Source organism: Kitasatospora sp. NPDC002543 (genome assembly GCF_053594915.1).
Genome location: NZ_JBSFWR010000040.1, coordinates 23,330 through 46,945 on the forward strand (window position 1 = coordinate 23,330; position 23,616 = coordinate 46,945).

General features: G+C 74.2%; 24 protein-coding genes. 10 read left to right on the forward strand and 14 right to left on the reverse strand.

Annotated elements, in window-relative coordinates:
- Window positions 1-75: 75 nt before the first annotated feature.
- The gene (locus tag ACWD4P_RS18815; RefSeq protein ID WP_359825607.1) at window positions 76-783 is read right to left on the reverse strand and encodes a response regulator transcription factor; all 708 of its coding nucleotides are present in this window, start codon (window positions 781-783) and stop codon (window positions 76-78) included.
- On the reverse strand, window positions 780-2,120 hold the full coding sequence (locus tag ACWD4P_RS18820) for a histidine kinase (protein WP_449780313.1): 1,341 nt from the start codon (window positions 2,118-2,120) through the stop codon (window positions 780-782). The genes ACWD4P_RS18815 and ACWD4P_RS18820 overlap by 4 nt, the downstream gene beginning before the upstream one ends.
- A gap of 220 nt (window positions 2,121-2,340) precedes the next feature.
- Between ACWD4P_RS18820 and ACWD4P_RS18825 the strand changes: the two genes are divergently transcribed.
- From ACWD4P_RS18825 to ACWD4P_RS18835, 3 genes are read left to right on the forward strand one after another with little or no spacing between them, the layout of a single operon-like run.
- Complete coding sequence (locus ACWD4P_RS18825) at window positions 2,341-3,258, forward strand: ATP-binding cassette domain-containing protein (protein ID WP_359825603.1); 918 nt, start codon at window positions 2,341-2,343, stop codon at window positions 3,256-3,258.
- The gene (locus ACWD4P_RS18830) at window positions 3,255-4,073 is read left to right on the forward strand and encodes a hypothetical protein (RefSeq protein WP_449780314.1); all 819 of its coding nucleotides are present in this window, start codon (window positions 3,255-3,257) and stop codon (window positions 4,071-4,073) included. Before ACWD4P_RS18825 ends, ACWD4P_RS18830 begins: the two co-directional genes overlap by 4 nt.
- Window positions 4,074-4,128: 55 nt before the next feature.
- Window positions 4,129-4,872, forward strand: a complete 744-nt coding sequence (locus ACWD4P_RS18835; protein WP_449780315.1) for a hypothetical protein — start codon at window positions 4,129-4,131, stop codon at window positions 4,870-4,872.
- A gap of 163 nt (window positions 4,873-5,035) precedes the next feature.
- Here the strand turns inward: ACWD4P_RS18835 and ACWD4P_RS18840 are convergent, their stop codons facing one another.
- Both ACWD4P_RS18840 and ACWD4P_RS18845 read right to left on the reverse strand, forming a co-directional pair.
- On the reverse strand, window positions 5,036-5,812 hold the full coding sequence (locus tag ACWD4P_RS18840) for a peptidyl-tRNA hydrolase (RefSeq protein WP_449780345.1): 777 nt from the start codon (window positions 5,810-5,812) through the stop codon (window positions 5,036-5,038).
- Between the two features lie 169 nt (window positions 5,813-5,981).
- Entirely contained in the window at window positions 5,982-6,911 is a 930-nt protein-coding gene (locus ACWD4P_RS18845) for a hypothetical protein (protein ID WP_449780316.1), read from the reverse strand.
- Window positions 6,912-7,036: 125 nt separating this feature from the next.
- Here ACWD4P_RS18845 and ACWD4P_RS18850 point away from each other — a divergent pair, with 125 nt between their 5' ends.
- Together ACWD4P_RS18850 and ACWD4P_RS18855 are read left to right on the forward strand one after the other, a co-directional pair.
- Window positions 7,037-7,408 (forward strand): YbjQ family protein, encoded by a 372-nt coding sequence (locus ACWD4P_RS18850; protein ID WP_359825593.1) that lies wholly within the window; start codon window positions 7,037-7,039, stop codon window positions 7,406-7,408.
- 155 nt (window positions 7,409-7,563) lie between these two features.
- Window positions 7,564-8,832 (forward strand): NAD(P)-binding domain-containing protein, encoded by a 1,269-nt coding sequence (locus tag ACWD4P_RS18855; RefSeq protein ID WP_449780317.1) that lies wholly within the window; start codon window positions 7,564-7,566, stop codon window positions 8,830-8,832.
- Window positions 8,833-8,835: 3 nt separating this feature from the next.
- On the opposite strand, the gene paaE is transcribed toward ACWD4P_RS18855, so the two are convergent.
- The 8 genes from paaE to ACWD4P_RS18895 all read right to left on the reverse strand — a co-directional run bounded on the left by paaE (window position 8,836) and on the right by ACWD4P_RS18895 (window position 17,927).
- On the reverse strand, window positions 8,836-9,897 hold the full coding sequence (gene paaE, locus ACWD4P_RS18860) for a 1,2-phenylacetyl-CoA epoxidase subunit PaaE (RefSeq protein ID WP_449780318.1): 1,062 nt from the start codon (window positions 9,895-9,897) through the stop codon (window positions 8,836-8,838).
- Between the two features lie 183 nt (window positions 9,898-10,080).
- The gene (paaD, locus tag ACWD4P_RS18865) at window positions 10,081-10,701 is read right to left on the reverse strand and encodes a 1,2-phenylacetyl-CoA epoxidase subunit PaaD (RefSeq protein WP_449780319.1); all 621 of its coding nucleotides are present in this window, start codon (window positions 10,699-10,701) and stop codon (window positions 10,081-10,083) included.
- Between the two features lie 14 nt (window positions 10,702-10,715).
- Window positions 10,716-11,651 (reverse strand): 1,2-phenylacetyl-CoA epoxidase subunit PaaC, encoded by a 936-nt coding sequence (gene paaC / locus ACWD4P_RS18870; protein ID WP_449780320.1) that lies wholly within the window; start codon window positions 11,649-11,651, stop codon window positions 10,716-10,718.
- A gap of 13 nt (window positions 11,652-11,664) precedes the next feature.
- Window positions 11,665-11,982 carry a 1,2-phenylacetyl-CoA epoxidase subunit PaaB gene (paaB, locus tag ACWD4P_RS18875; RefSeq protein WP_359825581.1) on the reverse strand — a complete coding sequence of 106 codons (318 nt, stop codon included), beginning with the start codon at window positions 11,980-11,982 and terminating at the stop codon, window positions 11,665-11,667.
- On the reverse strand, window positions 11,979-13,034 hold the full coding sequence (paaA, locus tag ACWD4P_RS18880) for a 1,2-phenylacetyl-CoA epoxidase subunit PaaA (protein ID WP_449780321.1): 1,056 nt from the start codon (window positions 13,032-13,034) through the stop codon (window positions 11,979-11,981). The genes paaB and paaA overlap by 4 nt, the downstream gene beginning before the upstream one ends.
- Window positions 13,035-13,360: 326 nt before the next feature.
- Window positions 13,361-15,091, reverse strand: coding sequence for a M20 family metallopeptidase (locus ACWD4P_RS18885; RefSeq protein ID WP_449780322.1), 1,731 nt, complete (start codon window positions 15,089-15,091; stop codon window positions 13,361-13,363).
- 782 nt (window positions 15,092-15,873) lie between these two features.
- Window positions 15,874-16,533 (reverse strand): response regulator, encoded by a 660-nt coding sequence (locus tag ACWD4P_RS18890; RefSeq protein WP_449780323.1) that lies wholly within the window; start codon window positions 16,531-16,533, stop codon window positions 15,874-15,876.
- The gene (locus ACWD4P_RS18895) at window positions 16,530-17,927 is read right to left on the reverse strand and encodes a sensor histidine kinase (RefSeq protein WP_449780324.1); all 1,398 of its coding nucleotides are present in this window, start codon (window positions 17,925-17,927) and stop codon (window positions 16,530-16,532) included. The genes ACWD4P_RS18890 and ACWD4P_RS18895 overlap by 4 nt, the downstream gene beginning before the upstream one ends.
- Before the next feature lie 189 nt (window positions 17,928-18,116).
- Between ACWD4P_RS18895 and ACWD4P_RS18900 the strand changes: the two genes are divergently transcribed.
- From ACWD4P_RS18900 to ACWD4P_RS18915, 4 genes are all read left to right on the forward strand, one after another.
- Window positions 18,117-18,938, forward strand: coding sequence for a class I SAM-dependent methyltransferase (locus ACWD4P_RS18900; protein ID WP_449780325.1), 822 nt, complete (start codon window positions 18,117-18,119; stop codon window positions 18,936-18,938).
- Window positions 18,939-18,987: 49 nt separating this feature from the next.
- A complete protein-coding gene (locus tag ACWD4P_RS18905; protein WP_359824901.1) occupies window positions 18,988-19,290 on the forward strand; it encodes a GNAT family N-acetyltransferase in 303 nt (100 codons plus the stop codon).
- 248 nt (window positions 19,291-19,538) lie between these two features.
- Complete coding sequence (locus tag ACWD4P_RS18910; protein WP_449780326.1) at window positions 19,539-20,552, forward strand: aldo/keto reductase; 1,014 nt, start codon at window positions 19,539-19,541, stop codon at window positions 20,550-20,552.
- Between the two features lie 60 nt (window positions 20,553-20,612).
- Window positions 20,613-21,236 carry a TetR family transcriptional regulator gene (locus ACWD4P_RS18915; protein ID WP_449780327.1) on the forward strand — a complete coding sequence of 208 codons (624 nt, stop codon included), beginning with the start codon at window positions 20,613-20,615 and terminating at the stop codon, window positions 21,234-21,236.
- Window positions 21,237-21,344: 108 nt separating this feature from the next.
- Here ACWD4P_RS18915 and ACWD4P_RS18920 read toward each other — a convergent pair whose 3' ends face one another.
- Both ACWD4P_RS18920 and ACWD4P_RS18925 read right to left on the reverse strand, forming a co-directional pair.
- Complete coding sequence (locus ACWD4P_RS18920) at window positions 21,345-21,611, reverse strand: GlsB/YeaQ/YmgE family stress response membrane protein (RefSeq protein ID WP_359824896.1); 267 nt, start codon at window positions 21,609-21,611, stop codon at window positions 21,345-21,347.
- 241 nt (window positions 21,612-21,852) lie between these two features.
- The gene (locus ACWD4P_RS18925) at window positions 21,853-22,119 is read right to left on the reverse strand and encodes a GlsB/YeaQ/YmgE family stress response membrane protein (RefSeq protein WP_359824894.1); all 267 of its coding nucleotides are present in this window, start codon (window positions 22,117-22,119) and stop codon (window positions 21,853-21,855) included.
- 186 nt (window positions 22,120-22,305) lie between these two features.
- On the opposite strand from ACWD4P_RS18925, the gene ACWD4P_RS18930 reads away from it, so the two are divergent.
- Window positions 22,306-23,553 (forward strand): glycosyltransferase, encoded by a 1,248-nt coding sequence (locus ACWD4P_RS18930; RefSeq protein WP_449780328.1) that lies wholly within the window; start codon window positions 22,306-22,308, stop codon window positions 23,551-23,553.
- Window positions 23,554-23,616: the final 63 nt, after the last annotated feature.

The window sequence follows — 23,616 nt, forward strand, 5'->3', positions numbered from 1 at the left end:
GGCCGGCCGGCCACCGGCCCTGTCTCGACGGGGCCGCCTCTGTGGCCCCGCCCCGACGGGATCACGCGGCCGCGATCACTCCGACGGTTCGACGAACCCCGACTCGTACGCCGCGATCACCGCCTGGGTGCGGTCCCGCGCGCCCAGTTTCGCCAGCACGCTGCTGACGTGCGTCTTCACCGTCTGCACGCCGAGGAACAGCCGCTCGGCGATCTCCCCGTTGCTGAGGCCGCGCGCGACCAGCCGCAGCACCTCCGCCTCGCGCTCGGTCAGCGCCGCCCGTTCCATCGCCGCACGGGCGGTCGGGTTGCCGTGCCCGGCCGCCAGGCGGCGGATCGCGGCCGGGAACAGCAGCGACTCGCCCGCCGCCACCAGCCGTACCGCCTGGGCGATCTCGGCCGGTCGGGTGCGCTTGAGCAGGAAGCCGTCGGCGCCCGCGCGCAGCGCCTGGTACACGTAGTCGTCGTTCTCGAAGGTGGTCACGACCAGGATCCGCGGCGGGCACTCCCCCGGTGCGCCGGGGCGCAGCAGCTCGCGGGTGGCCGCCAGGCCGTCCAGCACCGGCATCCGGACGTCCATCAGCACCACGTGCGGGCGCAGCGCCCGGGCCAGGGCGACCGCTTCCGCACCGTCGGCCGCCTCGCCGACCACCCGCAGGTCCCCCTGCGCCTCCAGGACCGCCCGCAGGCCGGCCCGGACCAGTTCCTCGTCGTCGGCGAGCAGGATGTCGGTCGTCCGGGCGGCTCCCGCGGCCGAGCCCGCCGTCACAAGATCGTTCGTCACGAGCCCAAGCGTAGGGGCAACCTGACGGCCAGCACCCACTCCCCGGCCCCCTCCGCGGCCCCGTCCCGCACCGGCCCCGCCGTCGCCTCACCGCCGAGCAGCGTGGCGCGTTCGCGGATGCCGCGCAGTCCCTTTCCTCCCTTGCCCGTTGAGCCCCGGCCCGTTCCACCCGCCGGGGGCCGCGCCGGGCCTGCCGCCGAACGTGCCGCCCCTGGCAGCCGGTTGGCGCAACGCAGCTCCAACCGGCCGTCCCGTACGGCGATCCGGATGTCGAGCGGCTCGCCGGGGGCGTACTTGAGCGCGTTGGTAACGGCCTCCTGGACGATCCGGTACGACTCGCGGGAGAGCACCCCGGGCAGGGTGCCGGACGGCACTTCGACCCTCGCCTCCACCGGGCCACCGGCCGCCCTGGCGGTGTCGAACAGCCCGGGCAGCTGGTCGATCCCGGGCTGTTCGGTGGCCGGGCCGTTCGCTCCGACCGGGGACTCGCGCAACAGCACGAGGGTGCGTTCGAGGTCCTCCATCGCCTGTCGGCCGGTCTCCTCGATGACCTCGAGCGCCTTCGCCACGAAGGCCGGGTCCCCGACCTCGCGCGCGGCTCCGGCCTGAAGCACCGTCACCGTCAAGGCGTGGCCGATCGAGTCGTGCAGTTCCCGCGCCAACCGGTTGCGTTCCAGCAGCCGTTCGGCCCGCAGCTCCGCCTCGGCCAGCCGCTCCGCCGGTGACGGGCCCAACAGCCACACCGCCATGGCGAGTTGGAGGCGGCCCGCGTACACCAGGAACCAGCCGAAGCAGAATGCCGCCGGCGGCACGAGCGGGAGGTACCAGAGGGCGTCCGGACCGGTCAGCAGGTCGAAGGCCCCGGCGATCCCGAAGACCACCGGGAACCCGACCAGCGAACCGAGCACGACCCTCCCGATCAGCCAGCCGGCCGTGCGCCGCCGGTCGGCCCAGGTGCGGGACGGCTCGGTGGCGATGTCCTCCTCACGGTCGGGCACCAGCAGCAGCCGGGCCTGCACCCCCTCGGCCCGGCGCGCCGCCGGGATGAGCGCGGTGAGCGCGAGCAGCACGACGTCCAGCGAGACGCTCGCCACCAGGATCTCGCCGAGGCCCTTGTGGTACGTCCCCGGGTAGATCATCAGCACGATCCCCGCGAAGATCCACCCGACCAGCAGGTGCAGCAGCCGCGCGTACGTGGTGCCGGCCACCAGGGGCGCGAGGAGCCTCGGCACCACGCGGACCGGTGCCGTACGGACGCGTGCCGTACGGCCCGGTGCCGAGCCAACCGACGCCGCGCTTGCGGACACCGCGCTCTTCAGCGCTGCGATCTTGGACATTGGTCCATCCTGCCAGCTCACCCCCGGACACCGGATCCCGCACCGGTCTCCGGCCGCCTCCCTCCCGGGAGGGAGGCGACTCCCCGCCCCGGCGGGATCCGCAGCAGGGGCCCACTCCGGTCGAATGGAGCCACCGCCCGGGGCCCACCACCGAGACCCCGCCCGGCGGAGAACACCGAGACGACAAGACGTCGAGACGACAGGACGAGGGGAGCCGGCCGTGATCGAGATCCAGGGCCTGACCAAGGAGTACGACGGCCGGCGCGTCGTCGACGACCTGACCTTCGAGGTCCGCCCCGGCGTGGTGACCGGCTTCCTCGGCCCGAACGGCGCCGGCAAGAGCACCACCATGCGCCTGGTCCTGGGCCTCGACCGCCCGACCGCCGGACACGCCCTGGTCGGCGGCCGGCCGTACGTCGAACTCCCGGACCCGCTGCGGACGGTCGGCGCGCTGCTGGACGCCCACGCCCTGCACGGCGGCCGGACCGCGCACGGCCACCTGCGCTGGCTCGCCGCGAGCAACGGGCTGCCGGCCCGCCGGGTCGACGAGGTCCTCGGCCAGGTCGGTCTGGCGGACGCGGCCGGACGGCGGATCCGGGGCTTCTCGCTCGGCATGCGCCAGCGCCTTGGGGTGGCCGCCGCACTGCTGGGCGACCCGCCGGTGCTGCTGCTGGACGAGCCCGTGAACGGCCTGGACCCGGAGGGCATCCGCTGGATCCGCACCCTGCTGCGCGACCTGGCCGCCGAGGGCCGGGCGGTACTGGTCTCCTCCCACCTGATGACCGAAATGGCGCTCACCGCCGACCACTTGGTGGTGATCGGACGCGGCCGGCTGCTCGCCGACGCCGCCACCGCCGAGTTCATCGACCGCCACGGCCGGACCCGGATCAGGGTCCGCGCCGTCGCCCCGGCCAAGCTCGCCGCCCTGCTCGGCGATCCCGGCCACGGACTCGACGCCACCGAAGTCGGCGACGGCGCCTGGGAGGTGAGCGGCGCCGAACCCGAGCGGATCGCCGCGCTCGCCGCCGCCCACGGCGTGGTGCTGTACGAGATCGCCGTGCAACAGGACTCCCTGGAGGAGGCGTTCATGCGGATGACCGCCGACAGCGTCGAGTACCGCGCGGAGGCCGCCGCATGAACGCGCCTACGCCCGCGGCGACTTCCTTCGCGACTCCCGCCGCGGCATCCACCCTGGCACCCGTTCCGGCGTCCGCCCGGACTTCCGCCGTCGACGCCCTGCGCGCCGAGTGGATCAAGCTCGCCACCCTCCGCTCGCTCTGGATCACCCCACTGCTCGCCCTGGTGCTCACCGCCGGCATCACCACGGCCGTCGGAGCCGCCCTCGGCGGCAAGGACCACAACCTCACCGACGACCCCGGCGCCGGCATCTTCTACGGCCTCAACTTCGGGCAGGCGGCGCTGGCCTGCTTCGGCATCCTGCTGATCGGCCAGGAGTTCAACACCCGCATGATCGACGTGTCGCTCACCGCCGTACCGCGGCGCGGCCGGCTGTACGGCGCCAAGCTCGCGCTCGGCGCACTCGCCGGACTCGTGGTCGGCGCCGCCGGGACGGCGGGCGCCTTCGCCGGGTACGCGGCCACCGTCCCCGCCGACTGGGACGGACCCGCCATGGTCCGCGCCGCCGCGGCCGGGGTGCTCTACCAGGCCCTGCTGGTCGTGTTCTGCCTCGGAACGACCGCCCTGCTGGGCAACCTCACCGCCGCCATGGGCCTGCTGGTGCCGTCGTTCTTCCTGCTCTCGCCGCTGCTCAGCGGCGTTCCCGGGGTGCGCCGGGTGGTCCAGTTCCTGCCCGACCGGGCCGGCCAGTACGCCCTCCGGTACGCCGACGACCCGCTGGTCGCCTACGGTCACTGGACCGGGCTGCTGATCATGGCGCTCTGGACCGCCCTCGCGGCCTACGGCGGGCTGCACGCCCTGCGACGCGCCAAGTGACCCAGGACGCAAGGGACATGGAGCCAGAAATGGGAGACCGGAGATGGGAGCGACGATGAGCAGCACGACCCACGCCCTGCGCGCCGAGCGGGTCAAGTTCACCACCCTGCCCTCGCAGTGGGCGGCCCCGCTGGTCGCGCTGGCGCTGACCGTCGGCGTCACGGCGGCCGTCAACGCCGCCTACGGGGCGAAGGACCACACACCGGGAGAGGACCCGGCCGTGGCGATCTTCTACGGACTGAACTTCGGCCACGTCGCCGTGGCCTGCCTCGGCATCCTGCTGATCGGGCAGGAGTTCAACACCCGCATGATCGGCACCTCACTCACCGTGGTACCCCGGCGCGGCCGGCTGTACGGCGCCAAGCTCGCGCTCGGCACCGGGCTCGGCCTGCTGCTGGGGCTGGCCTCCACCGCGGGCTCGTTCCTGGCCGTCGGCACCACCGTCGGCCTGGACCTCTCCACCCCGGGCCTGACCCGCAGCTTCCTCGCCGGCGTGCTGTACCACCCGATGATGGTGCTGCTCTGCCTCGGGCTGACCGCGATGCTGGGAAACTTCAGCGCCGCGCTCGGCCTGCTGGCCCCGATGGTGTTCCTGGGCACCACCTGGCTGGCCGCCATCCCCGGCGTTCGCGAGCTCGGCCAGTTCCTGCCCGACCGGGCCGGCCTGTACGCGACCCGCACCCAGCCCGAAGCGGGCGTCCACTACGGCCACTGGACCGGGCTGCTGATCATGGCGGTCTGGACGGCCCTGGCGGTCTACGGCGGGCTGCGGGCGATGCGGCGGTACGAGCAGAGCTGACGGGCCTCTGCCGGCCCGGCGCCCGGCGGCTGGCGGCTGGTTGGCGAACAGCAAACGGCTGACAGCTGACAGATTTCGAAATCTGTCAGCTGTCAGCTGTCAGCTGTTTCCTGTCAGCTGTTCGCCGCGCCCCACCGCGGGCCCGCCGCCGCCCGCCACCCCGTCACCGCAGCCCGGGGTGCTCCGCGATCACCGTGCAGCTGCCCGGGGCGATCTCGGTGAAGCCCGCGTCCTGGACCACCGGCAACCCGCTGCGGACGAGCTCCTCCCACGCGTCCGGCGAGGCCGTCCGCACCGCGAGCGCGAAGCCGGCCTCGGCCCACTCCTTGCGCTGCGCCTCGTCCAGCCGCCACCACGCGAGCTGGGCGGCGTGCCCGGTCTGCGCCATCGTCTTGCCCGCGCTCATCTCCAGCTCGGGGTTGAGCCAGAGCACCGGCAGGCCGGGCTCGGGCGCCCCGACCTCGGCCGTCTCCTCCAGGTCCGTCCCGGACACCTGGAGCTTGGCGAGCTCCTTGGGCCAGCCGTCCAGCGGGACCGGCGGGAACACCCGCACCTCGGCCTCCCGTCCCTGCACCGTGACGCCCGGCAGCTCGCCCGCCCGACGCCATTCCCCGCCCCGGGCCCGCCGGACCACCTTGCGGATCCTGGCGTCCTCCCAGGCCGTGACCCGCTCCGCCCACTCGCCGTCCGCCTCGGTGACCCTCGGGTCGGCCAGCAGCGTGAGCACCGCCCGCGCCGAGGTCTCCAGCGCGTCCGTCCGGCTCGGCGGGGTGGCCCGTTCCAGGCGGACGAGCAGCGGCAGCACGTACTGCGGCCGCTCGTCGCGGTCCTCACGGTCCTCGCGGTCCTCACGGTCCTCGCGCGACGGGGTGTCGCCGGGGCCGGCCTCGGGCGCGGGCGCCACCGGACCCGGAGCGGCGGAAGGAGACGGAGTGGCCAGGGCCGGAGAAGCGGGGGTCGGGACGCCGGAAGGATCGGAAGGAGAAGTCACCTGTCCAGGATGCCAGCACCGCCCCGGCCGACCAGGCCCGCCCCTTCCGCCACGCGCTCTTCCGCGCACGCTCTTCCGCTCAGGCGCTGCTGCGCACCGGCACTCGCCCCGCGCCCCGTCAGCGCCGGTAGCCGCGCTGCGGGTCCCGTTCCTCCGCGTCCTCGTACATCAGGAACCAGCCCTCCGGGTGGGTGGCCGCCAGCAGCAGCTCCGTGCGCTGCTCCACCCCCAGCTCCGGATCGCCGTCGTCCGGTCCGTAGACGCCGAAGAGCTCGTCCTGACAACCGTCCCAGTCGTAGTCGTAGAGGTCGGCCGGGAGGTCGCCCATCATGTCCGCCACGGACTCGGGCTGCGCGCCGAGCAGCGCCCTGGCGTCCACCAGGGCCATCCGCAGCGCGATCTCCTCGGCCAGGCAGCGCGGCAGCGGCCACTCGCCGAGCGCGAGGTCGTCGGCGAGGTCGTCGAAGGCCCGGGCCATCGCGCGGCGCCAGCCCCGGTGCATCCGCCAGGTGCGCTCGGGAAGCCGGGCGAAGACCGTCCAGTCGGCGTCCTCGCCGTCGGCGACCGCGTCGTCCCCGTGCTCGTCGAAGTCGTCGTACGCGGCGTCGGCGAGGCCGAGCAGCTGGGCGTGGAGCAGGCAGGCGGTACGCGGGGTGAGCGTCCAGTCCGCTCCCGCGCCGCCGCTCTCCTCGTCCCCCTCCAGCGGGAAGAGGTCGGCGAAGTCCGGCGTGAAGTCCTCCGTGACGCTGATCTCCAGGGTGCCGCCGATCGCCTCGACGCCAGGGATGGCGGCCACCAGCCGGTCGGGGTGCAGCAGCGCGCCGAGCGCCGCGTTGGCGTCCTCGGCGACCTCGCGCAGCAGTTCGCGGCGTTGGCCGGCCGGGTCGATGCCCTCGAAGTCCAGCTCCTCGACGGCCCTGATCGCGGCCGCGCGCAGGGCCGGCCAGTCGGTGATCCGCAGGCCCAGCACCACCGTCGCCTCGATCTCCTGCGCGCCGGAGTCCTCCGCCGCGCCCGGCCCCTGTGGATGATCGCTTCGCTCGCCCATGGGGCTAACGGTACGGCCTTTCGGTCGCCCGATCACCGGTCCGGACCAGCTTCCGGAAGCGTTCTCGGTCACCCTCCGGCCCCGCCTCTGTCACTCGGACGCAGGAACTTGGCAGGATGAGCCCCATGGCTGACATCAATGAGTACGGCGGCGGGCAGGGCCCGAACGCCGACGTCCTGGTCGTGACCACCAACGACATCCCCGGTTTCCGGGTCGACCACGTGATCGGCGAGGTCTTCGGGCTGACCGTCCGCAGCCGCCACATCGGCAGCCAGATCGGTGCCGGTCTGAAGTCGCTGATCGGCGGAGAGCTGCGCGGCCTGACGAAGACCCTGGTCGAGAGCCGCAACGAGGCGATGCAGCGGCTGGTCGAGCAGACCAAGGCGCGTGGCGGCAACGCCGTCCTGATGATGCGGTTCGACGTCACGGAGGCAGCGGACGTGGGCACGGAGGTCTGCGCCTACGGCACCGCGGCGGTCATCTCCCCGGTCTCCTGACACCTCCGCCGATTCCCCTCCCCCCGATCGGCACTCTCCCCCGACGTGCCCCCGCTCTCGCGCCGGTTCACACGCCCCCGTTCACGAGTCCCGTTCGCGTCGGACGGGCGGAATCCCGACGGGAACACCCGCCCGCCCCGCGATGTTTCACGGGCGTGACTGTTTACGGTGCAACGAACAGCGTTCCGGAGCGGGTGGACGTCCTGGTGGTGGGCGCCGGACAGGCAGGACTGTCCGCCGCCTACCACCTGCGCCGCCGCGGGTTCACCCCCCACCGGGCGGGTGTCGACGGCGGCTTCGTCGTGCTCGACGCCAACGCCGCCCCGGGCGGCGCCTGGGCGCACCGTTCGCCGTCCCTGCGGATGGCCACCGTGCACGGCGTCCACGACCTCCCGGACGCCGAACTCCCGCCGCCGGACCCGGACGCTCCGGCGCGCGAGGTGGTGCCGGAGTACTTCGCGGCGTACGAGGCCCGGCACACGCTCCCGGTCGTACGCCCGGTCGCGGTGAACGCCGTACGTGCCGAGTCCGAGCGCCCGGACTCCCGGCTGCTGGTCGAGACCGACCGCGGCACCTGGTCCACCCGCGCGCTGATCAACGCCACCGGCACATGGACCCGTCCTTTCCTCCCGTACTACCCGGGCCGTTTCGCGGGCCGCCAGCTGCACTACGCCGACTACCGCGGCCCCGAGGAGTTCGCCGGCCGGCGGGTCCTGGTGGTGGGCGGCGGCGCCTCGGCGGTCCAGGTGCTGTCGGAGGTGGCCGCGGTCGGCGAGACCGTGTGGGTCACCCGCTCCGAACCCGTGTACCACGACGGACCCTTCACCCCCGAGTACGGGCGCGCGGTGGTCGCCAAGGTCGAGGAGCGGGTCCGGCAGGGCCTGCCGGTGCGCAGCGTGGTGAGCGTCACCGGGCTCGGCCCGTCCGTCGCCTACCGGCGCGCCGAGGAGCTGGGGGCGCTGCACCGCCGGCCGATGTTCGACCGGCTGACCGAGCACGGGGTGGCCTGGGGCGACGAGGAGCTGGCGGTGGACGCGATCGTCTGGGCGACCGGCTTCCGGCCCGAGGTCGGGCACCTCGCCCCGCTCGGGCTGAGGTCCCCCGGCGGCGGCATCGCCCTCACCGGCACCCGTGCCACCGCCGACCCCCGGGTCCACCTGGTCGGCTACGGCCCGTCCGCCAGCACCGTCGGCGCCAACCGAGCCGGGCGAGCGGCCGTCAACGACCTGGTCGGGCTGCTCGGCGACCCGGCAACCCGGATCCCGACGCCTGGGATCCCGACGCCCGGGTACCCGACGCCCGGCGATCCGGGGACCAGCGACCCGGGGGTCAACGGCTCGAGGAGCGGCGATTCCGGGGTGGGCGCCCCTAATGCCGGTGTCCCGGATGCCGGCGTCCCGGCCATGGTGCCTGCCGCTGTCTGAGACTCAGCGGTCGTAGTCGACGGTCACCCGGTCGGTGACCGGGCGGGCCTGGCAGGTGAGGACGTAGCCGGCGGCCAGTTCCTTCTCCTCCAGCGCGAAGTTGCGCCACATCTCCACCTCGCCCTCGGTGACCAGGGCGCGGCAGGTGCCGCAGACCCCGCCCTTGCAGGCGAACGGCAGATCGGGGCGGGAGCGCTGGGCACCGTCCAGGACCGAGCGGTCGCGCGGGAGGCGGAGCGTGCTGCCGCGGCCGTCAAGAACGACGGTGACCTCGCTCTGCTCGCCCGGAGCGCCGTCGGCGGAGGTGTCCGTCCGGTCCCAGTCCTCGTCGCGCTCCGGGAGCGGCTCGTCCTCCGCGTGGAACAGCTCCTGGTGCACCCGCCCGCCCGGCACGTCCAGCTCGGCGAGCAGCTCCTTCGCCCCGGCGACCATGCCGAACGGGCCGCACAGCCACCAGTGCCCGACGCTCCCGACGTCCACCAGGGCCGCCAGCAGCGCGCGGACCCGCTCCGGGTCCAGCCGGCCGCTGAGCAGCTCGGCGTCCCTGGTCTCCCGGGAGAGCACGTGGACCAGCTGGAAGCGGTCGAGGTAGCGGTCCTTGAGGTCGGCCAGCTCGTCCGCGAACATCACGGTGTCGCTGCGCCGGTTGCCGTAGAGCAGGGTGACGGTGGAGCTGCCGTCGGCGGCCAGCACGGAGGCGGCGATCGACAGCATCGGGGTGACCCCGGAACCGGCCGCGAGCAACACGTGATCGGCCGGGACGCCGAGTTCGGGGGTGAACAGGCCGGACGGCGTCAGCACCTCCACCTCCTCGCCCGGCTCGGCCTCGCGCACCAGCCAGCGCGAGAACAGCCCGCCGGGCACCTCCCGGACGGCGATCCGCAGCGGCCCGCCGACCGGGGCGCAGATCGAGTACGAGCGGCGCTCGTCGGTGCCGTCCACCAGCTTGCGCAGGGTCAGGGTCTGCCCGGGACGGAAGGCGTACTCCTGCGCCAGTCCGTCCGGCACCTCGAAGGTCACCGCGACGGCGTCCTCGCAGAGCCGCTCGACCCGGCCGATCCGCAACCGGTGGAAGGTCGGGCGGCGGGCGGGGCGGACTCCGGTCGCTTCGGGCCCCGCGCCCGCGGCGGAGCCGGAGACGGAAGCCGGGGCGGAAGCGGAAGCGGGGGCGGAAGCCGGGGCGGAAGCGGAAGCCGGGGCGGAGGCGGCAGCCGGGGAAGCGGCGGGGACGGGGGAAGCGGCGGGCATTCAGATCTCCTTGACGCGTTCGAACGGCTCGCGGCAGACCCGGCAGCGCCAGAGCGCCTTGCAGGCGGTGGAACCGAAGCGGGACAGCTCCTCCGTGTCGGCTTCGCCGCAGCGCGGGCACGGCACGGCGGCGTGCGCGGCCGCGGTGCGGGCACTGGTGCGGGTCGGGCCGAGGGTGAGCGCGACCGGCCCGGCCGGGCCGGCGGCGGAGGCAGCAGAGGCAGCGACGGAGGCGGTCGGGCGCGGCGGGGCGATGCCCGCCTCGGCGAGCTTGCGCCGGCCCTCGGCGGTGATCAGGTCGGTGGACCACGGCGGATCCAGCCGCAGCCGCACCCGGACGTCCGGGTATCCGGCCGCACGCAGCCGGCGGTCCACGTCGGCGGCCATCTCGGCGACGGCGGGGCAGCCGGAGTAGGTCGGGGTCAGCCAGGCGGTCACCGTGCCGCTGCCACCGTCCACCTCTACCTCGGCCAGGACGCCCAGGTCGGCCAGGGTGAGCATGGGCAGCTCCGGGTCCGGCACGGCCGCGGCGACCGCCCAGGCCAGGCCGCCCGTCGTCGATGCCGCCGAACCCGCCGCGCCCGCCGGGGCTTCCGGGGCTTCCGGGCTCGTACGGTCCATGGCGACGCCGCCCGTCACCACGTCGCCCCCGGGTGGGCCCGGGCCACCACCTGCAACTCGGCGAGCAGCGGGCCGAGCGCCTCGGTGTGTACACCGTCCCGACCGGCCCGGCCGAGGACGGTGGCCAGCGGCGGTACGTCCGGCACGGTCAGCCCGGCCTCGGCGAGGACGGCGGCGAGCGAGCCCAGCACCGGTTCGCGCAGGGTCGCCGGGTCGACGCCCGCCCGCAGCTCCACCGGGTGCGCGGTGAACAGCTCCTCCAGCAGCGGCCAGACCGCGTCCAGCCCGGCCTGCATCCGCTCGGCGGAGTACGGCGTGCCGTCTCCGAGGCGCAGTGTCCATGCGGTGGCGTACTCCCGGTGGTACGCCAGCTCCTTGACGCCCCGGGTCGCGACCGCGGCCAGCACCGGGTCGGGGTGCGCACTCAACGCCTCGTACAGGGCGCCGCGCGCGGTGGCGAACAGCAGCAGTCGGGCGATCGAGTACGCGAAGTCGCCGTTCGGCGTCTCCACCAGGCGGACGTTGCGGAACTCGTGCTCCTCGCGCCAGTACGCCAGGTCGTCCTCCGTGCGGCCGGTACCGTCCGCCTGGCCGGCCCGGGTGAGCAGCAGCCGGGCCTGGCCCAGCAGGTCGAGGCCCAGGTTGGCGAGCGCGACCTCCTCCTCCAGCTCGGGTGCCCGGGTGCACCACTCGGTCAGCCGCTGCGCGAGGACCAGGGCGTCGTCGCCCAGCATCTGGCAGTAGGCGGCGAGGTCGGCGCCGTCCAGACCGGCGGGCAGCGCGGTGTCCACGCCGAGCAGCGGGTCGGCGAAGCCCGTCCCGTACGCCCAACGGCCCTCGCCCTCGGGGCCGGGTGTGGCGTCGGCGAGGCTGAGGTAGACGTGGTCGTCCTCGCCGGTGCCGGTTGTGGTGGCGGCGGTGCCGGTGGTGGAGGTGGTGTGGTCGTGCACGATGGCTCCCCCGTCAGATGTGCGGGACATCCTCGGGGATGTCGTAGAAGGTCGGGTGGCGGTAGACCTTGTCGCCGCTGGGTTCGAAGAACGGGTCGCGCTCGTCCGGCGTGGAGGCGGTGATCGCGTCCGAGCGGACCACCCAGAGGCTCACGCCCTCGTTGCGGCGGGTGTAGAGGTCGCGGGCGGCGAGCAGGGCCATCCGGTCGTCGGCGGCGTGCAGCGAGCCGACGTGGACGTGGTTCAGCCCGCGCCGGGGACGCACGAACACCTCGTACAACGGCCAGCCAGCCTTGGACCCGGCCGGGGAGCCAACCTGGGGGTCGGTCACTTTCCGTTCTCCTCTTCGGTGGCTTCGGTGGTGCCGGTGATGCCGGTGGCGTCCGTGGCACCGGCACCGGCACCGGCGGCGGCTGTGGCACCGGCGGCCTCGGCGGCGCGCTTGGCCGCGTAGGCGACGGCCGCCTCGCGGACCCAGGCGCCGTCCTCGTGGGCGGCTCGGCGGCGGTCGACCCGCTGGGCGTTGCAGGGACCCTGGCCGTGGATGACCCTGGTCAGCTCGGACCAGTCCGGCTCGCCGAAGTCCCAGCCGCCGCGCTCCTCGTTCCAGCGCAGCTCGGGGTCCGGGAGGGTCACGCCCAGGTGCTCGGCCTGCGGGACGGTCATGTCGACGAAGCGCCGGCGCAGCTCGTCGTTGCTGTGCCGCTTGATCCGCCAGGCCATCGAGCGGGCGGTGTTCGGCGAGTCGGCGTCCGAGGGGCCGAACATCATCAGCGACGGCCACCACCAGCGGTCCACGGCGTCCTGCACCATCCGGCGCTGGGCCTCGGTGCCTCGCATCAGCGTCATCAGGAGCTCGTAGCCCTGGCGCTGGTGGAAGGACTCCTCCTTGCAGATCCGGACCATCGCGCGGGCGTACGGACCGTAGCTGCACCGGCAGAGCGGGACCTGGTTGCAGATCGCGGCTCCGTCCACCAGCCAGCCGATCACGCCGACGTCGGCGAAGGTGAGGGTCGGGTAGTTGAAGATCGAGGAGTACTTCTGGCGGCCGGAGATCAGCTTCTCGGTGAGCTCGGCGCGGTCGACGCCGAGGGTCTCGGCGGCGGCGTAGAGGTAGAGGCCGTGGCCGGCCTCGTCCTGGGCCTTGGCGAGCAGGATGGCCTTGCGGCGCAGCGACGGGGCCCGGGTCAGCCAGTTGCCCTCGGGCTGCATGCCGATGATCTCGGAGTGGGCGTGCTGGGCGATCTGGCGGATCAGGGTGGCCCGGTAGGCGTCGGGCATCCAGTCCCTGGGCTCGATCCGCTGTTCGGCGGCGACGACCGCCTCGAACCGGTCCTCCGGCGTCTGCGCGGGGACCGCCTCGGCCACCTCTGCTGTCACCACGGTCCCCTCTCGTGTCCTGCCCGGTCGGCGCCCCGGGGGCGTCAACCGACTGACCGTTCGGTCGGTACCATTCTGCGCGGCAGGGTGGAGGGATGGCAAGGTGCGAAACAGATAACAGCTGACAGATTTCAGAATCTGTCAGCTGTTATCTGTCGGCTGATCTCTGTCGGTTGATCTCTGTTCGCTGCTACTTGTCCGCTACTACCTGCCTGCTGCTGTCGCCGCTACGGCCCGCCGTTGCGGCTACGCACCGCGCCGTGACCCGCGTACCGCGACCCACCAGGCGAGACGCGTCGACTGCCGGCCGTCAGCGACTCACCGCCGGATCACCCCTCCGCGCGGTCGCGCAACCGGGGCAGCGGAACGGCGAGCAGCGCCGCCAGCAGGGCGATCCGGGGAGCGATCTGGTCGAGCCGGATGTGCTCGTGCCGGGCGTGCGCCCCGGCGCCCACCGCACCGAAGCCGTCCAGGGTCGGGAGCCCGCGCGAGCCCGGGAGGTTGGTGTCCCCCGCCCCGCCCGCGGGCGCGCCGTCCACCTGCTGGCCGAGCACGGCGGCGAGCGAACGCACGTGCCGCAGCAGCGGGTTGCCGGTCCGCTCGGGCCAGGCCGGACGGCTCGACAGCACCTCCGTACGGACCCGGGCCCCCGGGCGCAGCGCGGTGAGCCGGGCGAGGTTGTCCAGCGTACGGCGCTGCGCCTCGCCGGTGGCGAAGCGCAGCCCCAACTCGGCCTCCGCTCGGCCGGCGATCACATTGGCCCGCGAACCACCGCTGATCCGACCGGCGTTGAGCTCGGTTCCGGGCTGGCCGGCCAGGTCGCGCACCAGCACGAGCTGGTCCACCAGCTCGTCGACCGCGGACACCCCGTCGTGGGCGTCGTTGCCCGCGTGGGCTTCCCGGCCGGTCACGGTGAGCCGGACACGGGTGCTACCGCGTCGCGCGGTCTTCAAGCGGCCGTCAGGGTGGGGCGGTTCTAGCCCCAGGACCGCGGCGGCACCGCGCAGTTGGCGCTCGACCAGGCGCCGCCCGTCGGGACTGCCCACCTCCTCGTCGGAGACCACGACCAGGCGGACGGTCCGGTGCGGGCGCTCGCCGAGGTCCGCGAGCAGCGCCAACGCGCTCTCCAGAATGGCGAGTCCGCCCTTCATGTCGACCACGCCGGGGCCGGTGAGCCGGCCGTCCTGCTCGGTCACCGGCCAGTCCGCGAGGGTGCCGACCGGCCAGACGGTGTCGTGGTGCCCCACGATCAGCAGGTGCGGCAGGGACTCGTCCCGGCCCTCCCACTCCAGGACGAGGTGGTCGCCGGCCGGTCCGGGCTCCCGCCGGGCGGTGGCACCGGTGGCGCGGAAGCCGGACTCCAACTCCTCCGCGAGGGCGTCGAGTCGGGGAGCGTCACCGCTGGGCGACTCGATCCGCGCGAGGTCGGCGCAGCGCCGCCGGACGGTTCCGGCGAGGGCGCGGGCACGGGTGCTGAGCGCCTGAGGCACCCCGGGCAGGGCCGTGGTGACGGCGGCGGCACCGGGGGCAGCGGGAATGGCGGGGGCGGCGACCCGGCCTGTCGAGGGCTTCGTGACCGAGGTGTTCGCCACCGCGGTCTTCGCCACCGGAGCCTTCGCGACCGACGTGTTGGCCACCGAGGTGTTGACCGCCGAGGTGTTGACCGCCGCCGTCTTGGCGACGACGGGATGGGTGAGGTCGGACTTCGAGAGGGCGGGCTTGGTGGCCGCGGCCCGGGTGACGGCCGTCTTGGCCACCGCGCTCGTCGCGGCGTTGGCCGTGGCCGCTGTGGCCTGCACCGGCGCGGCGGCAACCGTAGCAGCCGCGGCCACAGGGGCAGTTGCCGTTCCGGCGGCGTTGCCGGTGGTGGCTGCCGCGGTGGCGGTTGAGGTCGCGGCCGGAATGGTGGCCGAGGTGGTGGCCGAGGTGGTGGTCGCAGCGGCGGTGGCGGCCGCGGTGCGGGCCTCGCCGTCGGTGGCGGCCGGGACGGTGACCGGCGTCGGGGCGGGTTCCGCGGCGGCGCCCGGCACGGCGGGCGACCCGACGGTCTGGGGACTCAACGCTCGCCTCCGCGGCCGCCGCCGGTATAGAGCGGCCGGACCGGCCGACCGCTCCCGCCCGGGTAGCAGGCACGGCCGGACCGCACCGGCCGACCGGGATGGTGAGCGGTCCACCGAACCGGCCCGTCTGGCCCAAGTACGGTGGAACGGCTGGTCGGCGTGCTTGGCATGTGCGTCCTCCTCGCTCGATCCGGTGGCCCCGGTCCGCCCGGGACCCCGTGGACGGCGGCTTCCTGGCAGCGGGCGCAGTGGCCGCACTGCCGCAGGGAAGCCGAGATGTGAGCCTAGAAGAACCGTTCGGTTTCCTGCGAGGTGGCCCTGTTCCCAGCGTGCCGACATCGGGCCCCGCTTCGGAGGTTGCCCGTCCGCATTCGGCGCGGGCGCTCGGCGCGCGGGCCTGGATCGGCGCGCGGACGCGGTCGCCGGATCGCGCCCATCTCCACCATGGACCCGCCGCCCGAGTTCGGCAGCGCAAACGGCCAAGGCACGGCTTTTCCACGCCGGATGGGTGACAGCCGCTCAGCATGCGATACGAACCGGGAGCACGCGGCGGCTCAGGGAAGCTCGGTCCGGCACCGGCCCCGACTCCACGGGAAAGTCCGGGGAACGCCCGTGTGAACACCGGAGGGTGCCGTGCCCCGATGTGCCCCTCCGAGCCCCGGCGCGCCTCGACTGCCGCCCTCGGGTGGGAGCGGGCCCTACCCGAGGAGCGCAGCGGCCGCACCCGGGGCGCAGCGGGCCGGCGCCTGGGCCTCGGGCATGGCAGTCTCCGTCGTCCGCGCTCAGCCGGCGTCGCCCACCAACCCCGCGTCGCGCGCGAGCAGCGCCGCCTGGACCCGGTTGCCGACTCCGAGCCCGCTCAGGATCCGGCTGACGTGCGCCTTGACGGTGCTCTCCCGCATCCCGAGCACGCCGGCGATCTCGGCGTTCGAGAGCCCGTCGGCCAGTTCGCGCAGCACGTCCGTCTCCCGTGGGGTGAGCCCGGCGACCCGGCTGCGGGCGGCCACCGACCGGGGCGCCCCGACGCGGTGGTAGCGCTCGATCAGCCGCCGCGCGGCCGCCGGGTGCAGCATCCCCTGACCGCCCGCGACGACGTGGACGGCCCTGGCGATCTCCGCGGGAGGGGTGTCCTTCAGCAGGAAGCCGTCCGCCCCGGCCGCGAGTGCCTGGTACACGTACTCGTCCAGGTCGAAGGTGGTGAGGGCGATGACCCGCGGACCGTCGGTGAGTTCGCGCAGCCGGCGGGTGGCGGCGATCCCGTCGAGCCGGGGCATCCGGATGTCCATCAGTGCGACGTCGATGCGGTGGCGGCCGGCGAGTTCGACGGCCTGCAGCCCGTCGGCGGCCTCGGCCACCACGGTGAGCGCCGGGTCCTGGGCGAGCAGGTCGACCAGGCCGAGGCGGACCAGTGCGTCGTCGTCGACCACCATTGTTCGGATCATGCGGTGTCCTTCGGCTGCGGCTTCGGTTCTTGCTCCGGGAGCTTCGACGGCTTCCGTTCCTTCGTCATCCACGGCTGCTTCGGTCGCGTCGACGGCTCCGGCCGGTACACCCCCGGCACCCCCAGCGCTCCTTCTGCCTCTTGTATCCCCTGTGTCCCTTGTCTCCCCCGCACCCCGTCCTGCGGCTGCCATGTTCCTCCCGGCCGGCGGTCCGGCGCGGGTAACCGGGCGGAGAGCCGGAAGCCGCCGCCACCGTCCGGACCGGCGTCGAGGTGGCCGCCGAGGGCATCGACCCGTTCGGCCAGCCCCACCAGCCCGTACCCGCCGCCGCTGTCCGGCCCGTCCGGCAATGCGGTGCCCGGGCCGTTGCGGACCTCCACCGTCGTCGGCGCACCGTAGTCGACGCGGACGGTGACGGGGGCGGTGTGTGCGTACTTGCGGGCGTTCGTCAGCGCCTCCTGGACCAGTCGGTGCACGGCCAGCCGGTGGGTGGTCGGAACGGTCTCCGGGTCTCCCGAGAGGGCGAGTTCGACCCGCTGACCGGCCTGGGTCGCCTCGCCGACGAGCTCGGTGAGGTCCCGTAGGGCGGGCGCCGGGACGGACCCGGCTCCGGCGGGCACGGACGGCTCGGCTCCCGCGGCGGGCGGGTCCGGCGGCTCGGCCCGCAAGGCGCCCAGGACGTCGCGCAGGTCGTCGAGCGAGCGGGCCGCGGTGGTGCGCAGCAGCTCGAGGCGGTGGGTGAGCCGGTCGGGATCGGCGGCGACGGTGCCGGCCCTGGCCTGGTCGCGCAGCACGCCGGCGTGCAGCACCAGGAGGCTGAGCCGGTGGGCCAGCACGTCGTGCATCTCCCGGGCGATCCTGGCGCGTTCGGCGGCCCGGGCCTGTTCGGCGCGCAGCTCCCGCTCGCGGCGCAGCGCGTCGACCTGCTCGTGCAGGGTGCGGATCAGCACCCTTCTGCCGTGCAGCCAGAGCCCGACCGCCAGGGTGGCCGCCTGGACCAGGAGTTGCGACCCGGTGGTGCCCGCCCAGTCGACCAGCGAGTCCGCACCCGCCGCGCTCACCACGGCGATGACGGCGCCGCCGGCCGTCGCCGGACCGGTCCGGCCGAGGTAGGCGAGGTGGAAGACGCTGAACAGGCCGGGGAAGGCCCGGTTGAACAGCCCTCCGATGAGCACCGGCAGCACCGCCGAGGCCACCGGGTGGCGGCGGGCGAGGAAGAGTGAGAGCGACGCGAGCGCGGCGACGATCGTGCGCGGCACGCGCCACGGACCGTCGTGGCGCACCCACTGGACCAGGGCCTCCTCGACGGCCAGTCCGAGCAGGCCGAGCAGCAGCAACGTGTCCGTCGCGGCCCGGCGGTCCGGCCCGTACCAACCGAGCACGCTCCTGCGCATGACGTTCCTCCTTCCCCGCTCTCCTCGATCCTTGCCCGTTCGCCTTCGGTTGCTTCGGGCTCGATGCTAGGGGCGCTCGGCCGCGGGCCGCCTCTGTCTTCCGGCTATCCGCACCCTCGACTTTCGTCAGGGGTCGGCGCCGCTGACCGGCCGATTCGCGGCCGCTCCGCCCTGCCTAGCGTCGACGGCATGACCGACGAGAGGCACCACCACCGCCCTGACCCCCCTTCAGCCCGGTACGGTTCGCCCGTCGGCGGGGACCACCTGCTGTTCCTCGCCGAGGCCCTGCGCACCTTCCACGACACCGGCGCTCTGGCCCCCAGCGGTCCGGAGCTGGTGAACGCGCTGGTGGTGCCGGTCACCAGCCGCCCGAACCGTCCGATCTCGGTGCTGGAGGTCGGCGCCGGCACCGGCGTGGTGACCCGCCGGCTGGCCCGGGTGCTCCGGCCCGGCGACCGCTTGCACGTCGTCGAGGCCAACCCGCGGTTCGCCGAACGGCTTCGGGAGGACCCGGTCCTCGCCGCACGCCACCCGGGGGTCGGGCTGCGGTTGTCGGCCTGCCGGGTCGAGGAGCTGCCGGAGTGCCGCCCACCGGCGCCGGAAGGGGCCCTGCCGGAAGGGGCCCCGCCGGAGGGATCCGCGCAGCGGTACGACGTGATCGTGTCCGGGTTGCCGTTCACCAACTTCGAGCCCCCGCAGGTACGCGACCTCCTCGACCTCTACCTGCGGCTGCTGGCACCGGGCGGCGAGCTGACGTACTTCGGGTACCTCGGCACGACGACCGCGCGCACCCTCACCGCCGGCCCCCGGCGGGGCGCCTGCCACCGGTCGGTGGTGCGGCTGCTGCGGCGGTTCGAGGAGGCGTACGGGCTCGGCGAGCGCACGGTGTGGCGCAACATGCCGCCGGCCCGCGCCCACCTGCTGCGGGCGCCGGGCGGGCGCGAGACCTGGACGCCGGCCGGGAACCCGGCCGTCGAGCCGGCGGGCGGGGCGGCCCCGGTCGCTCGATGATGGACCGGGGCCGGGCCCGGCTCCGACTCTCCGGCAGTGAGGAGCCGCGATGACCGTCTCGGTACGTGACGTGGAAGCCCAGAACCGCTTCGAGGCCTGGGAGGACGGAAAGCCGGTGGGCTTCGCCGAGTACCTGCGCAGCGACCGGCTGGTGGTCTACCCGCACACCGTGGTCGAGCCCGCCTTCGAGGGCCGGGGCGTCGGCAGCGCGCTGGCCCGCGCCGCCCTGGACGACGCCCGCGCCCGCGGCCTGTCCGTGCTGGCCACCTGCCCCTTCATCAAGGGCTGGATGCTCCGCCACCCCGAGTACACCGACCTCGCGTACGAGAACCGCAGCCAGGTCGCCGACTGAGCGCCCGCCGGGCCGGCTCCGCGCCCGGCCCGGCCCGACACCCGGCAGGCCCCGCGCCCGCGGCCGTAGCTGCGCCCGCGCCCGCGCCTGCACCTGTCCGAACAAATGACAATCGACAGATTTCAACTTTCAGATAACAGACGACAGCGAACAGATTTTGAAATCTGTTCGCTGTCGTGCCACAGTGGCACTCAGGTCACCCTGCCCCTGCCTCCCGGCAAGGGGCACCTACTGCCCTTGGAGTACCCGTGTCCACGCGCACCCGCCCCGCCCGGCGCACCCTGGGCACCACCGGGCCGGTCACCTCTGCCCTCGGCCTCGGCTGCATGGGCATGTCCGACCTGTACGGCCCGGCCGACGAGGCCGAGAGCATCGCCACCATCCACGCCGCGCTCGACGCCGGGATCACCCTCCTCGACACCGGCGACTTCTACGGTATGGGCCACAACGAGCTGCTGATCCACGAGGCACTGCGCGGCCGCGACCGCGAGAGCGTGCAGATCAGCGTGAAGTTCGGCGCCCAGCGCACCCCCGACGGCCAGTGGCTCGGCTACGACGCGAGCCCCGCCGCCACCAAGACCGCGCTCGCCTACACCCTGCGCCGCCTGCGCACCGACCACGTCGACGTGTACCGCCCGGCCCGTCTGGACCCGGACGTCCCGATCGAGGAGACCGTCGGCGCCATCGCCGACCTGGTGAAGGCCGGCCACGTCCGCCACATCGGGCTCTCCGAGGTCAGCGCCGACACCCTGCGCCGGGCCGCCGCGGTCCACCCGATCAGTGACCTCCAGATCGAGTACTCGCTGCTGTCCCGCTCGATCGAGGCCTCCGTCCTGCCCACCGCCCGTGAGCTCGGCATCGGCGTCACCGCGTACGGCGTGCTCTCCCGCGGCCTGCTCAGCGGCCACTGGGGCCGGGACCGCGCCCTCGCCGGCACCGACTTCCGCGGCCACAGCCCGCGCTTCCAGGGCGAGAACCTGGACCACAACCTGGCGCTGGTCGAGGCCCTGCGCGGGATCGCCACGGCCCGGGGCGCGACCGTCGCCCAGGTCGCCATCGCCTGGGTCGCCTCGCGCGGGCAGGACGTCGTCCCGCTGGTCGGCGCCCGCCGCCGGGACCGTCTGGCCGAGGCCCTCGGCGCACTCGACGTCACGCTGACCGAGGCCGATCTCGCCGCCGTCGAGGCCGCCGTTCCCGCCGGCTCCGCCGCCGGTGACCGGTACGCTGCCGCACAGATGGCCCATCTGGACAGCGAGCACTGACCGCACCACCGGCGCCATCGCCGCACGACCCGACCGCACGACCTAAGGACGGACCTCCCCGTGACCACGGACACCACACTCACCGCCGAGCAGATCCTGATCGCGGCGGAGGACGTCCTCCGGCGGTTCGGCCCGGCCAAGGCCACCGTCGTGGACGTCGCACGCATCCTCGGGGTCAGCCACAGCAGCGTCTACCGCCACTTCCCCAGCAAGGCCGCGCTGCGCGAGGCCGTCACCCAGCGCTGGCTCGACCAGGCGCACTACGAGCTGGCGGAGATCTCCAACGAGGGCAGCCCGGCCGCCGACCGGCTGCACCGCTGGCTGAGGACGCTGTTCGCGGCCAAGCGGAAGAAGGCACTGGACGACCCTGAGCTGTTCGCCACCTACATGGTGCTGGTCGAGGAGAACAGCGGCCTGGTGGACGCCCACGTCGACACCCTGGTCGGCCAGATCGCCCAGATCGTCCAGGACGGCATGGAAGGCAAGGGCGGCAAGGAGGCCAAGGAGGCCAAGGACGGCAGGGAGTTCAGGCTCGCGCACATCCGCAACACCGCCCGCGCCGTCTTCGACGCCACCGGCCCGTTCCACGACCCGGCCTACGCGTCGACCTGGTCCACCCCCGGGATCGACGACCGGTTCGAGGCCGTCTGGAAGCTCGTCCTCGGCGGCCTGAAGGCGAAGTGACCACCGGCCGGTGACCGGGGCACTCGACGACCGGGGCACTCGACGACCGGGGCACTCGACGACCGGGGCTCCGGCGCGCCTGATGCCAGGCGCGCCGGAGCCCGCCGGTCAGCGCCGGGTGGTGATGAAACGGAACACCTTGTAGGCGAGGAGCAGGACCATCGCGCCGCCGATCGCCGACACCCAGGTCGCGACATCGAGGAAGCCCAGCTTCACCGTCCCGTGCATCCAGTGCGAGACGATCCAGGTGCCGATGTAGGAGCCGGTGATGCCGATCAGCGTGCTGCCGATCAGGCCGCGTTCCCCCCGCGACATCGCCATCCTGGCCAGCGTCCCCGACACCAGGCCCAGCACGATCCACGCCATCCAGCTCATCCGCCGCCCCTTGCGTCATCGATGTGACGACCCTGCCGAGCCTCCGGGTCCGACCGGAAGGACGTACGAGGGCCCCGCACCGTTCCTGTGCCCGGCAGAACCGGTCCGAACCGGCCGTCCGCGCACTGCGGTCCGCGCGCTGCCGTCACCGGACGGCGGAGCACCCTCGCGGCGCGGCGGGCCGCCTCCCCGGCGGGCGTCCGGGCCTGGCCGGACGCCCCGGCCACCCCGAACGACCAGGTCAGCGGCGCGAGTTGCCGAACAGCAGCCGGTAGATGATCAGCAGCACCAGGGCACCGCCGATCGCGGACACCCAGGTCGCCGCGTCGAAGAAGTGCGCGGTGACCGAACGGTGCAGGAAGTGCGACGCGATCCAACCGCCGACGAAGGAACCGGCGATGCCGATCAGGGTGGTCACGATCAGGCCGCCCGGGTCCTTCCCCGGCAGCAACAGCTTGGCCAGCCCACCCGCGAGCAGGCCCAGTACGATCCACGCAACGATGCTCATCCGTCATCCCCTCCCGTCCGAGGCCCGACGGGCCCCGTCCCGTCCGCTCTGCCCGCAAGGACGCCGCCCGGCGCCGAACGGTTCCGCCCGCCGCTCCCCCGGTCCGGCCGACGGCGCCGGACCGCCCGCGCGGCCGCCGCGCGTGGCGCCCTTCCGGTGGGCGGCCGACGCCGAAATACTGCGGCCATGCGCATCCTGATCGCCACCGCCGGCTCCCGGGGGGACGTCGCCCCGTTCACCGGGCTCGGTGCCCGTCTGCAGGCAGCCGGGCATCAGGTGGCCGTCGCCACCCATGGCACCTTCGCCGAGTCGGTGCGGGCCGCCGGACTGGAGTTCCGGCCGCTGCCGGTCGATCCGCGCGCCGAACTCGCCTCCGCCCAGGGCCGACGCCTGCTACGGGCCGGCAGCGGACCGGCCTCCGTCCTCCAACTCCTACGACTCGGCCGGAGGTTCATGCCGGCACTCGGCGACGGCATCGCGGACGCCACGGCGCTCGGCACCGATCTGCTGCTGACCACCAGCACCACCACCGCGCTCGGCCAGGTCGCCGCCGAGGCCGCGGGCATCCCCAGCATCGGGCTCTACCTCCAACCCCTGGCTCCCACCCGGGAGTTCGCGCCCGCCGTCACCGGCTCCCGCCCGCTCGGCCGGGCCGGCAACCTGCTGGCGGGACACGCCGTCCAGGCCGCGACCGACCAGCTGTTCGTCCCTGCCGTCCGCCGGCTGCGCCGCCGGCTCGGCCTGTCGCCCCTCGGCATCTCCCGGGCCCGGCGCAACTCGCCAGTCCTGCACGGTTTCTCACCGCTGGTGGTCCCCCGGCCCGCTGACTGGCACCCCCGGCTGGACGTGGCGGGCTACTGGTGGCCGACCGACCGGACGGCGTGGCAGCCTCCGGCCCGGCTGCTCGACTTCCTCGCCGCCGGGCCGCCGCCCGTCTTCGTCGGCTTCGGCAGCCTGGTCGTCCCCGACCCCGAGCGGCTCACCACGACCGTCCTCGCCGCCGCCCGCGCCGCCCGGGTGCGCCTCCTCCTCCAGTCGGGATGGAGCGAACTGGCCGCCGAGGACTCGGACTCCGTCCTGACCATCGGCGACACCCCGCACGACTGGCTCTTCCCCCGAACCGCCGCCGTGGTCCACCACGCGGGCGCCGGCACCACGGCCGCCGCCCTCCGCTCCGGCACCCCCGCCGTTCCCGTGCCGGCCCAACTCGACGCACCGTTCTGGTCCGCCCGGCTGGCACGACTCGGCGTCTCCCCGGGCCCCGTTCCCCTGCACGCCCTCACCCCCGCCCGCCTCGCCACCGCCATCCTCCAGACCCTCGACGACCCCCGCTACCGCACCCGCGCCCAGGCCGTCGCCGCCGCCCTGGCCGCCGAGGACGGCACGGCGAAGGTCCTCGCCGCCGTGGACCGGGCGGCGGCAGCGGCTTGGTGACGGGGCGGGTGACGTGTGACGGGTGACGGGGCGGAAGGGTGACAGCCGACGGCGAGCAACGGA

What these genes read in the sequence shown, in the direction of transcription:
- ACWD4P_RS18920 (WP_359824896.1), bottom strand. Translation starts at nt 21,611, where the DNA reads ATGAGCTGGATGGCGTGGATCGTGCTGGGCCTGGTGTCGGGGACGCTG.
- ACWD4P_RS18900 (WP_449780325.1), top strand. Translation starts at nt 18,117, where the DNA reads ATGACCGACGAGAGGCACCACCACCGCCCTGACCCCCCTTCAGCCCGG.
- ACWD4P_RS18850 (WP_359825593.1), top strand. Translation starts at nt 7,037, where the DNA reads ATGGCTGACATCAATGAGTACGGCGGCGGGCAGGGCCCGAACGCCGAC.
- ACWD4P_RS18835 (WP_449780315.1), top strand. Translation starts at nt 4,129, where the DNA reads ATGAGCAGCACGACCCACGCCCTGCGCGCCGAGCGGGTCAAGTTCACC.
- ACWD4P_RS18905 (WP_359824901.1), top strand. Translation starts at nt 18,988, where the DNA reads ATGACCGTCTCGGTACGTGACGTGGAAGCCCAGAACCGCTTCGAGGCC.
- ACWD4P_RS18930 (WP_449780328.1), top strand. Translation starts at nt 22,306, where the DNA reads ATGCGCATCCTGATCGCCACCGCCGGCTCCCGGGGGGACGTCGCCCCG.
- paaD (WP_449780319.1), bottom strand. Translation starts at nt 10,701, where the DNA reads ATGGACCGTACGAGCCCGGAAGCCCCGGAAGCCCCGGCGGGCGCGGCG.
- ACWD4P_RS18895 (WP_449780324.1), bottom strand. Translation starts at nt 17,927, where the DNA reads ATGCGCAGGAGCGTGCTCGGTTGGTACGGGCCGGACCGCCGGGCCGCG.
- ACWD4P_RS18820 (WP_449780313.1), bottom strand. Translation starts at nt 2,120, where the DNA reads ATGTCCAAGATCGCAGCGCTGAAGAGCGCGGTGTCCGCAAGCGCGGCG.
- ACWD4P_RS18845 (WP_449780316.1), bottom strand. Translation starts at nt 6,911, where the DNA reads ATGGGCGAGCGAAGCGATCATCCACAGGGGCCGGGCGCGGCGGAGGAC.
- ACWD4P_RS18925 (WP_359824894.1), bottom strand. Translation starts at nt 22,119, where the DNA reads ATGAGCATCGTTGCGTGGATCGTACTGGGCCTGCTCGCGGGTGGGCTG.
- ACWD4P_RS18830 (WP_449780314.1), top strand. Translation starts at nt 3,255, where the DNA reads ATGAACGCGCCTACGCCCGCGGCGACTTCCTTCGCGACTCCCGCCGCG.
- ACWD4P_RS18890 (WP_449780323.1), bottom strand. Translation starts at nt 16,533, where the DNA reads ATGATCCGAACAATGGTGGTCGACGACGACGCACTGGTCCGCCTCGGC.